Source organism: Pseudoalteromonas sp. S558 (assembly GCF_005886635.1).
Classification (GTDB): Bacteria; Pseudomonadota; Gammaproteobacteria; order Enterobacterales; family Alteromonadaceae; genus Pseudoalteromonas; species Pseudoalteromonas aliena.
This window is the reverse complement of sequence record NZ_PNDU01000078.1, coordinates 1-10,482: the sequence shown is the minus strand read 5'-3', so window position 1 is coordinate 10,482 and position 10,482 is coordinate 1. Positions and strand designations below refer to the sequence as shown.

9 protein-coding genes and 1 riboswitch are annotated in these 10,482 nt (G+C 42.1%); of the genes, 8 read left to right on the top strand and 1 reads right to left on the bottom strand.

Features of this window, described 5'->3' with window-relative positions; all coding sequences use genetic code 11:
• Positions 1-398: 398 nt before the first annotated feature.
• A complete protein-coding gene (locus tag CWB66_RS06305; RefSeq protein WP_138584704.1) occupies positions 399-2,498 on the bottom strand; it encodes a TonB-dependent receptor in 2,100 nt (699 codons plus the stop codon).
• A 102-nt stretch (positions 2,499-2,600) separates the two neighbouring features.
• Here CWB66_RS06305 and CWB66_RS06300 point away from each other — a divergent pair, with 102 nt between their 5' ends.
• The 8 genes from CWB66_RS06300 to CWB66_RS06265 all read left to right on the top strand — a co-directional run bounded on the left by CWB66_RS06300 (position 2,601) and on the right by CWB66_RS06265 (position 10,300).
• Positions 2,601-3,005, top strand: coding sequence for an acyl-CoA thioesterase (locus CWB66_RS06300; RefSeq protein WP_077536044.1), 405 nt, complete (start codon positions 2,601-2,603; stop codon positions 3,003-3,005).
• Between the two features lie 120 nt (positions 3,006-3,125).
• The gene (locus tag CWB66_RS06295; RefSeq protein WP_289508497.1) at positions 3,126-3,524 is read left to right on the top strand and encodes an META domain-containing protein; all 399 of its coding nucleotides are present in this window, start codon (positions 3,126-3,128) and stop codon (positions 3,522-3,524) included.
• Positions 3,525-3,628: 104 nt separating this feature from the next.
• Positions 3,629-3,743: riboswitch (TPP riboswitch) on the top strand.
• A gap of 142 nt (positions 3,744-3,885) precedes the next feature.
• Positions 3,886-5,838 carry a phosphomethylpyrimidine synthase ThiC gene (gene thiC / locus CWB66_RS06290; protein WP_138584703.1) on the top strand — a complete coding sequence of 651 codons (1,953 nt, stop codon included), beginning with the start codon at positions 3,886-3,888 and terminating at the stop codon, positions 5,836-5,838.
• 108 nt (positions 5,839-5,946) lie between these two features.
• Positions 5,947-6,957 (top strand): FAD-dependent oxidoreductase, encoded by a 1,011-nt coding sequence (locus CWB66_RS06285; RefSeq protein ID WP_077536042.1) that lies wholly within the window; start codon positions 5,947-5,949, stop codon positions 6,955-6,957.
• Positions 6,958-6,975: 18 nt separating this feature from the next.
• A complete protein-coding gene (gene thiS / locus CWB66_RS06280) occupies positions 6,976-7,170 on the top strand; it encodes a sulfur carrier protein ThiS (protein WP_138584702.1) in 195 nt (64 codons plus the stop codon).
• A 5-nt stretch (positions 7,171-7,175) separates the two neighbouring features.
• The gene (locus CWB66_RS06275; RefSeq protein ID WP_138584701.1) at positions 7,176-7,967 is read left to right on the top strand and encodes a thiazole synthase; all 792 of its coding nucleotides are present in this window, start codon (positions 7,176-7,178) and stop codon (positions 7,965-7,967) included.
• 9 nt (positions 7,968-7,976) lie between these two features.
• Positions 7,977-9,512 (top strand): thiamine phosphate synthase, encoded by a 1,536-nt coding sequence (gene thiE, locus CWB66_RS06270; protein ID WP_138584700.1) that lies wholly within the window; start codon positions 7,977-7,979, stop codon positions 9,510-9,512.
• Positions 9,513-9,547: 35 nt separating this feature from the next.
• Positions 9,548-10,300 (top strand): HesA/MoeB/ThiF family protein, encoded by a 753-nt coding sequence (locus tag CWB66_RS06265; RefSeq protein WP_138584699.1) that lies wholly within the window; start codon positions 9,548-9,550, stop codon positions 10,298-10,300.
• Positions 10,301-10,482 lie beyond the last annotated feature (182 nt).

The following is a 10,482-nucleotide window of genomic DNA, read 5'->3' as shown; positions in this document are numbered from 1 at the left end:
GTGGGCTGGATTGTGGTGTCGCGTTAAAGCGAAGCTTTAAAAAAGTTGTTCGATTATATGTCGTTTATGCTTAGTTTAAAGTAATTAGAAGCTTCGCTTCTCACGTGAGCAAGCTCTACGTCTACACACATTTTATTGTTACTTATTTGATATGCAAAGAGCGTGATGATTGACCTGTAGGCGCACAGCTTGCTGGCGCGTTAAAGCGCAGCTTTAAAAGCTCTTCACAGATGTCGCTAATGCTTAATTTAAAGTAATTAGAAGCTTTGCTTCTCACCTGAGCAAGCTCTACGTCTACCGTAAATTTTTACTTCTCATAAAAAACACCGCGTTTAATTTAAACGCGGTGTTTTTATTTGCTTGCTGGAAGCTTTCATTTGAAAGCCAACTTTTATGTCTTACAGGTTAAGCGTAAACGTAACACCCGCTACACGAGGCTCACCTAATTGTGTATAGGTATGCGTTGTGTAACCATCTTGTGGATCATTACCAAACTCAAAGCCACGTGTAGGAACCGTTTCGTCAAACACATTACGAGCCCATGCGCGTACTGCCCACATGTCTGCTTCATAGCCAAAGCTTAAATTAACTAAGTTGCTGTTTGGTGCTTGTGAGTTGTGGCTATCTGAGAAGTAGTAATCGTCCTTACCTTCAACACCAATCATGCCGTACAGTTCATTAGTAAAGTTATAACGAGCGGTAAACGCATATTGGTATTTAGGTGATTGTGCTTGTTCACGGCCATCTTGGTTTAAACCAGATTTAGTTACAAAACCGTCTATTTCTGTATTTAAGTAACCAGCACTACCGGTTAAAAATAAATTGTCTATTAGTTGGTAGTTTCCTTCGATTTCTAAGCCATAGTTACTGCCAGAGCTTGCGTTATCGACATAACCGGTGAATTGCTGACCTTCTACTTGCCATGCTTTTAACTGAATATCGTCGCGGTGCATATAAAATGCAGCTAAGCGCAACGTAAATTTGTCATCAAGCGATGAACCTTTAACACCAAATTCGCCGCTCCATAAGTATTCAGGGTCAAAACTAGTGTGTTGCTGGAAAAAATCAGCGCTTAGGTTTAAGCCTTCATCTTTAGCTTTAGCAAGCGCTTCAGAGTTAATACCACCGGCTTTGTAACCACGGGTAATGCTGGTGTAGATCATAGTGCGATCAATTACTTGATATTCTAGCGCAATTTTACCGCCAACCATTATGTCGTCAGTTTCTTGTATAAAGCCATTACTATCGGTGTAGTCACCTTGGTATTGCTCTACACGTAAACCTGTAATAAGTGTTGTTTTAGGGCCAATTGGAGTCGCTACTTGGCCATATACTGCAACATTACTTGTTTCGTAAGTTGAAGAAAACGGGCTTGCTAACCATGTATATTTACGCGCTAAATCAACATCACGATTTTGATAATAAACACCCGCAACCCAGTTACCAGTTTTAGAATTAAATTGTAAATCTATTGATTGATCATCGCGATCGCGGCTATAAAGGTCAGTTGAGCTGTATCCATCTGGGTGCAAGCCTGCAGCACATAACAGTGGCTTATTTGCATCGTTACATACCCAGTCTTCATCAAAGCTGTAAAGTAACTCGGTATCAATAGCCGATAGGTTGAGGTTTACATCAAAAGCGTCAAAACCTGTGTAGGTGTTAGCAAGGCCAATAGCGTAGCTTTGTTGATTATCCTGACCTGGTTCATCGGCAACACTATTACGGCTGTTATTAAGCGTAAACGCATCGTAACCGTTGTTTATATCAATATAGTGAAGGTTTAGCTCAGTATTTAAATGCTTTGTAAGCTGACTGTTTAATTTAAAGCGGGCTACTTGTTCGTCTTGATTTTGTGTTTCGTCGTTTAAATATAGGTTATCAACGTAACCGTCTGACTTTCTGCGAAAGTAGCTAACGCGAGCGCTTGTGTCGTCAGTTAAGCCAGTGCTTGCTGCAAGGCCTGCTTCACGTGTGTTGTAGGTGCCAGTCCCTAGTTGTAATTTTAAGCTTGGATCGGCTGTAGCTTTAGCTGATCCCATTTGGATCATACCGGCCATACCGTCGGCACCAAAGCGTGTACCTTGTGGTCCACGATAAATCTCTACTTGGTCAATATCAAATAACAATGAGCTGCCACCAAGGCCAGAATAGTTAATACCATCAATAACTAAGCCTACAGATGGATTAATAGGATCTACAAATTGTGAGCGAAGTCCCACGCCACGAATTTGAATATAACGACCGCGCGACGCACCAGACGCAAAGTTTACATTGGCGGTACTGCCTAACATTTCGTCTAAGTAACTTGCACCACGTTGGTTAATTTCATCTTCGCTGAATAAACTCGCACTCGCGCTTAAAGTTTGAATGCTTTCGCGTTGAAAGTCGCCAGTTACAACTATTCTTTCTAGGTCGCTATCATCAGCGTGAGCTACAAGTGGTGCACTAAAAAGCGGTAAAAGTGCGGCGGTGATTAAAGACAAACGTAAGTTCATTAGGTTTCTTAACTCCATTTTAGGGACTCGTATGGTAGCAATTATTTAAGCGCATATGCTATAAATGCGGCAATTATACGTTAAATAGTTAGGATTACTAATATGACCTTCAAAGTTGATTTTAAAGTACGTGATTATGAATGTGATTTACAGGGTATCGTAAATAACAGTGTGTATTTTAATTATTTGGAGCATGCTCGCCACGAGTTTTTACACGCAAATGGCGTTGATTTTGCTCAGCTTGCTAAAGACAAAATTAATCTTGTCGTGATGCGTAGCGAAATGGATTATAAACTTTCACTCCGACCAGGAGATGAGTTTTACGTTGCAGTAGAGCCACAGCGTATTAGTCGTTTAAAGTTTGCGTTTAAGCAAACGGTTGTGCGCAAAAGTGACGAAAGGGAGATGCTTAGTGCACTGGTAATCGGAACGTCCGTTAACGAAAAAGGCCGTCCATTTCTGCCAGAAAAAATAGATAGTTTATTTAAAACTACAACTAAGTGCTGAATAGAACAGCTTTTAAACTATCATAGAACAAAAATTTACATTTAAAACATGCATTTTTAACGGATAAATCGCATAAATATTGTTATTATTAAGGTAATTAGATAATGGGTTAATAACAGTATGAAATTAGCAGCAATACCGATGCTTATAATCGGTTTATGTGTTGGTTGCGCATCGACAGGGACGGTTACCAGTGAGCAGCTAAAATATACCCAATGGCAACTTTCACGTGTTGATGGTTTAGCAATTCCACCTTCGTTTAGCGCATCAATGAGTTTTATTGAAGCACTGCAAGTAAACGGCTTTGCTGGCTGTAATAAATTTTTTGGTGAAGGTTCACTTGAAGAAGGCAGCCTGACTGTAAGCAAATTAGGGATGACGCGCAAGTCGTGCGGTGAAGAACTTGATGAGTTTGAGCAACAGTTACTCCAAACCTTAAAGCAAGGCGCAGAGCTTAAAATGCAAGACCAGCAATTAGTTATGCAAGGCAAACAAAAACTTGTGTTTATCCCTAAATAATTTTTAAGTTTTAAAAACTGCCCCTTGCGAGCAATTTTTAACTGGCGTACACTCAGCGCAGATTTGATGAATGATACTATCAAATCAATGAACAGAATTTATATCAATACTTGTCGGAGTGCCAAAGCTAAGTAATTAGTTTGTGGCTGAGATCGCGAAAGCGGGATCCGTGAACCTGATCAGGCTAATACCTGCGTAGGGAACAAGCTGCCTAAATAGGACGCTTGTGCGTCTTTTTTTATGCGCACAATAAAGTGATTTTGATTATTTTAGGCTGCAAAGTAGCATTAGCGCTGCTTTACGATCTTTCTCTATTCCTCGGAATATCTGACAAGACAACCCTTAAGCAATGAGGCAAGTCATGTCAAACACTACAAATAAAGCGTCGCGCCGAGAAACTCGCGCTGCCGCGTCTGAATATATTTATAACTTAACGGGTCAACCGTTCCCTAATTCTCATAAAGTATACGTTGAAGGCACACAACCAGGCGTGCGCGTTGGTATGCGTGAAATCACGTTAAGTGATACGTTTATTGGCGGCACAGATGAAAACCCTGTTTATGAGTCAAACGATCCGCTACGTGTTTACGATACGTCGGGACCGTATACCGATCCTAGTTTTGAACTTGATGTGCGCAAAGGTTTACCAAAATTTCGTGAGCAGTGGATTGAAAGTCGTGGTGACACCGAAGTTCTTGAATCTGTTACGTCGCAGTTTTCGCAGCAACGCATGGCAGACGAAGGGTTGGATCATATTCGCTTTGATCACTTACCAAAAATTCGCCGTGGTATCGCAGGTAAAAACGTAACGCAAATGCACTACGCGCGCCAAGGGATTATTACTCCTGAAATGGAATACGTAGCCGTTCGCGAAAATATGGGACGTGCAGAAATTCGTAAAGAATTACTTGCCGCGCAGCATAAAGGCGAGTCGTTTGGCGCGAGTATTCCTGAATTTATTACCCCAGAATTTGTACGCGATGAAATAGCCCGTGGTCGCGCAATTTTACCAAACAATATTAACCACCCAGAAACAGAGCCTATGATTGTAGGGCGTAACTTTTTAGTTAAAGTTAACGCCAACATTGGCAACTCATCGGTCAGCTCATCTATTGAAGAAGAAGTAGAAAAAATGGTGTGGTCTACCCGCTGGGGTGCAGACACCGTGATGGACTTATCAACGGGACGTTACATTCACGAAACGCGTGAATGGGTTGTACGTAATTCGCCTGTACCTATTGGCACAGTACCTATTTACCAAGCGCTTGAAAAAGTAAACGGTGTGGCTGAGGACTTAACGTGGGAAATTTTTCGCGATACGCTAATTGAGCAAGCTGAGCAGGGTGTTGATTACTTTACTATTCATGCGGGTGTACTACTTCGTTATGTACCAATGACGGCTAAACGTGTAACCGGTATTGTGTCACGCGGTGGCTCAATTATGGCTAAGTGGTGTTTAGCGCATCATAAAGAAAACTTTTTATACACGCACTTTGAAGATATTTGTGAAATTTTAAAACAATACGATGTGTGTTTTTCACTCGGTGATGGCCTTCGTCCGGGCTCTATTGCTGATGCCAACGATGAAGCACAGTTTAGTGAGCTACGCACATTAGGTGAACTGACTAAAATTGCGTGGAAACACGACGTACAAGTATTTATAGAAGGCCCAGGGCATGTGCCAATGCACATGATTAAAGCCAATATGGATGAGCAATTAAAGCATTGCGACGAAGCGCCTTTTTATACTTTAGGCCCTCTAACGACCGATATTGCACCAGGATATGACCATATCACCTCAGGTATTGGTGCCGCTCAAATAGCATGGTACGGCTGTGCAATGCTTTGTTATGTAACACCTAAAGAGCATTTAGGTCTGCCAAATAAAGAAGATGTTAAAGAGGGTTTAATTACTTACAAAATTGCAGCGCATGCCGCCGATTTAGCAAAAGGTCACCCAGGTGCGCAAGAGCGTGACAACGCTTTATCAAAAGCACGCTTTGAATTTAGATGGCATGACCAATTTAATATAGGTTTAGATCCAGACCGTGCTCGCGAATATCACGACGAAACCCTGCCACAAGAATCAGGTAAAGTGGCTCACTTTTGCTCTATGTGTGGCCCTAAATTTTGCTCTATGAAAATTAGCCAAGAAGTACGAGATTACGCTAAAGATTTAGAAACACGCGGTATTGATCCTAATAACGCTGGCGACGCTATTGAAATAAAAATGGTTGATGTAGAAGCCGAAATGAAAGCTAAATCTGCTGAGTTTAAGCAAACAGGCTCAGAAATTTACCACAAAGCGGTATAGCAAGAGTTTAGATGCAGATGTAGGTGAGGTTTTATACCTCGCTTCTTTAAAAATTGAAGAAGTGCGAAGTAAATTCGCACCTACGAATAGCTGCTTTTGGAGGTTTTCATGTCTTATAACATTGCGGTTGTCGGATTTGGCTTAGCGGGTAGGTTAGCTGCACTTGAGCTAAGTAAGTCGCATAATGTAACGGTGTTTGAAGCAGACGATGAGCATACACAAAATAGCGCAGGTAAAGTGGCAGCAGCAATGCTTGCCCCACTTGCAGAGTCGGTATTGTGCGAGGCTGATTTAGCTTTAATGGGCCTTGATTCAATGAATCGTTGGCCTAGCATTATTGCAGAACTTGAAAGCGAGATTTTTTTTCAGCAGCAAGGCACATTGGTCATTGCGCACCAGCAGGATAAAGGCGATTTACAAAGCTTTGCACAGCGTATAAAACCGCTAGCTGATCACACTGCCGAGCATGTAAATGCTCAACAAATTACAATGCTTGAACCTGAACTTGCAGGGCGTTTTAACCAAGGTCTATTTTTACCCTGCGAGGGGCAAATAGATAACCAAGCATTTTATAAAGCCAGCTTTGCACAGCTCAACAAACGCAAAGTAAAGTTTGTATTTAACCAGCGAGTAACCATTAGCGACAATAAAATAAACAATCGACCATTCGATTACATTATTGATTGCCGTGGGCTTGGTGCTAAAAATACTCAAGATGATAAACCGCTTAGAGGTGTGCGCGGCGAAGTAGCAAGGTTATACGCACCAGAGGTAAGTTTAATCAGGCCCGTGCGTTTAATGCATCCGCGTTACCCAATTTATATAGCGCCTAAACCTAACAGTGAATATGTAATTGGTGCGACTGAAATCGAATCGCAAGACGATGGAGCCGCAACAGTGCGATCAACCCTTGAGTTACTTTCAGCGGCTTATACCGTACACAGCGGGTTTGCCGAAGCACGACTACTTAATATTCAAACCGGATTACGCCCCGCATTTAGCGATAACCGCCCAGAAGTATCACAAGTTGGCAATGTAATTAGCATTAACGGCTTATATCGACATGGTTATATGTTAGCGCCGGCATTAGTGGCGCAAGCAGTTTCGCAAATACAGTAAGAATAGAGTGAGAATAAAATGAACATTACAATTAATGGCGAGCTACTTAATGTTAATAGCAAAGCACTCATTGAGGTACTTCAACGTTTTGGTGCAGTTGCGCCTTTTGCTGTGGCTGTTAATGGCGAATTTATTCCACAAAGTCAGCACAGTAACTATGTACTTAATGAAGGCGACAGTGTTGAGTTGCTGTCACCCATTCAAGGCGGATAAAGCTCATGCAAACTAAAGACTGTTTAACTATTTATGGAGAGCAAATAAGGAGTCGTTTATTAATAGGCTCTGCGCTTTATCCGTCGCCCGATATTATGACCCAGTCAATAGTTGCCTCAGGGGCTGAAATTGTAACCGTGTCGCTTAGGCGCCAACAAAGTGCAGCAGCGGGTGATGACTTTTGGCAGTTAATAAAAAATACAGGTTTAAAAATACTGCCTAACACTGCAGGATGCCATAGTGTTAAAGAGGCCATAACGCTTGCAAAAATGTGCCGAGAGGTATTTGCCACCGATTGGATAAAGCTAGAGCTGATTGGCGATGATTACAATTTACAACCGGATCCTTTTGCGCTACTTGAAGCTACAAAAATATTGATTAACGATGGCTTTAAAGTATTGCCTTATTGCACCGATGACTTAGTACTTTGCCAGCGCTTAAATGAACTAGGGTGTGAGGTGCTTATGCCGTGGGGGGCGCCAATAGGCACCGGTAAAGGCTTGTTAAATAGCTATAATTTAAAAACTATTCGAGAGCGCTTACCCGATACCACATTAATAGTAGATGCCGGTTTAGGTTTGCCATCGCATGCCTGCCAAGCACTCGAAATGGGGTATGATGCGGTATTATTAAATTCAGCCATTGCAGGGGCGGGTTGCCCAATTACTATGAGCCGCGCATTTAAAGCTTCAGTAGAAGCAGGGCGCTTTGCATACAAAGCAAAGGCGATGCCGGAAAAAGACGTTGCAGCCCCATCAACCCCAACAATGGGTATGCCATTTTGGCATCAGCAGTAAGGAAAAAATATGAATAACGTAGTGTGGACAATTGCCGGCTCTGATTCTGGCGGCGGTGCCGGTATTCAAGCTGATATAAAAGCAATGCAAAGTTTTGGTGTGCATGGTTGTACGGCAATTACGGCATTGACTGCGCAAAATAGTTTAGGTGTAGAGGCTATTAATGCAGTGTCCACTGATATTATTGAATCGCAGTTACTTGCACTTGAAAAAGACATGAAAGCCAAGGTGATTAAAATTGGCATGCTTGCCAACGTGCAGCAAATTCAGTTGATCAGCGAACATATAAGCCACTACAAAGCTAAGTGGCCAACGCCGCCTGTTATTGTATATGACCCCGTTGCTATTGCCTCAAGCGGCGATTTATTAACAGAAGAGGACACGGTAAGTGCAATAAAAGAATGTTTACTGCCGCTAGTGGATGTAATAACTCCAAACACACACGAAACACAGTTATTAACCGGTGTGTATTTAATTGGCCCTGCTGCAATAAAAGAAGCAGCTAATAAGTTATTAAGCTGGGGCGCGAAAGCCGTTGTTATTAAAGGCGGGCATTGGGATTACCCAAGTGGTTATTGCATTGATTATTGTATTGATAGTAATACACAAAATGCTGAAGAATGCTGGCTTGGTAATCAAAAAATACAAACACCGCATAATCACGGCACCGGATGTAGCATGGCTTCGGTAATTGCTGCGTGTTTAGCTAAAGACTACCCATTAAAAGATGCCTTTATTTTAGCTAAAGCATATATAAACCAAGGGCTAAAACAGTCGGTACGTTACGGCGAAGGGATTGGACCGGTTGCCCATACATCGTTCCCCACTAATTTAGATGACTACCCACAAGTGATTGAGCCGGGGAGCTGGCTGGGTGATGAACTAGATTTTGATGTACCGCTTGATTTTAATATGGCTGCTGATTTTGCACCTTGTGAAAGTAAATCGCTGGGCTTATATGCGGTTGTAAATAGTACAGATTGGTTAGAAAAATGCTTACAGCAAGGCATTAAAACAGCGCAGTTACGCGTTAAAAATAAAACGCAAGACGAGCTAGATGAGCTCATTAAGCAAGCTGTCGAGCTGGGCAAGAAATACAACGCACAGGTATTTATAAACGACTACTGGCAGCTAGCTATTAAACATGGTGCGTATGGTGTGCATTTAGGGCAAGAGGATTTAGACATTGCTAATTTAGCGGCAATTAAAGAGGCAGGGTTAAGGCTTGGGCTTTCTACTCATGGCTTTTATGAAATGCTACGTGCGCATAATTATCGCCCTAGTTACATGGCATTTGGTGCTATTTACCCAACCACCACAAAAGACATGACAGGGCAAATACAAGGTCTTGAAAAGCTCATTAAATTTGTACCGCTTATGCAAAGCTACCCAACAGTAGCAATAGGCGGGATTGATTTAAGCCGTGCTGAACAGGTAGCGAAAACTGGCGTGGGCAGTGTTGCCGTCGTGCGTGCGATTACCGAAGCTGATAATTACGTAGACGCTATAATCGCTCTGCAAGTGGCCATAAGCAGTGCACATTAATAGTAACAAGGATAATACTAACAAGGCTGATAAACGTGAATGAGCTAAGCGATAAAGAAACCCTGCGTTACAGCCGCCATTTATTGCTTGAAGAAGTTGGGCTTGAAGGGCAGTTAGCACTTAAATCCTCAACGGTTGCAGTAGTGGGGGCTGGTGGGTTAGGTAGTCCAGCACTTTTATATTTAGCCGCTGCGGGTGTTGGAACGCTTATTTTAATTGACAATGATGAGGTTGAGCTTTCAAACTTACAGCGCCAAGTGCTTTATAAAATAAGTCACTTAGGGCAAAACAAGGTCGTCGCCGCAGGTAAAGTATTAGCGAGTCTTAATAATCAAATAGAAATAGTAACGCATTGCCAAAAGCTAGATGAGAGTAACGCAACTAACATGTTAAAAGGGGCTGACATAGTACTTGATTGCTCTGATAACTTTAATACTCGCTATAGCGTTAATCGTTATTGTATTAGCAATAAAACACCGTTAATTTCGGGTGCTGCATTGGCAACCAAAGGGCAGTTAATGGGCTTTAATTTTAGGCAAAGTGATAGCCCGTGCTATGGCTGTGTTTTTCCACAAAGCGAAGCTACACCGGTTATAAATTGCAGTAACGCAGGAGTAATTAGCCCGCTACTTGGTGTAATAGGCTCTATGCAGGCGCAACTTACGATCAACTTATTACTAAGGCATGCAGATGGAAGTGTATTTATAACCTTTGATGCGCTTACTTTAAAGCAACAGCATTTCAAAGTAGTCAAAGATTCAGAGTGTAAAGAGTGTGGTGTGAAGTAAAAGTTTTAGTTGATGGTTTATAACCGTTCTAAGTTAAGTAATTAGAAGCTTCGCTTCTCGCGTGAGCAAGCTCTACGCCTACCGGTAAAATTTGACGCCGTAGTTAAATTTACTTGTAGACGCACAGCTTGCTGGCGTGATGGGCGAAGTCTATAAAGATATAAACGGTGCAGCCTGCAATT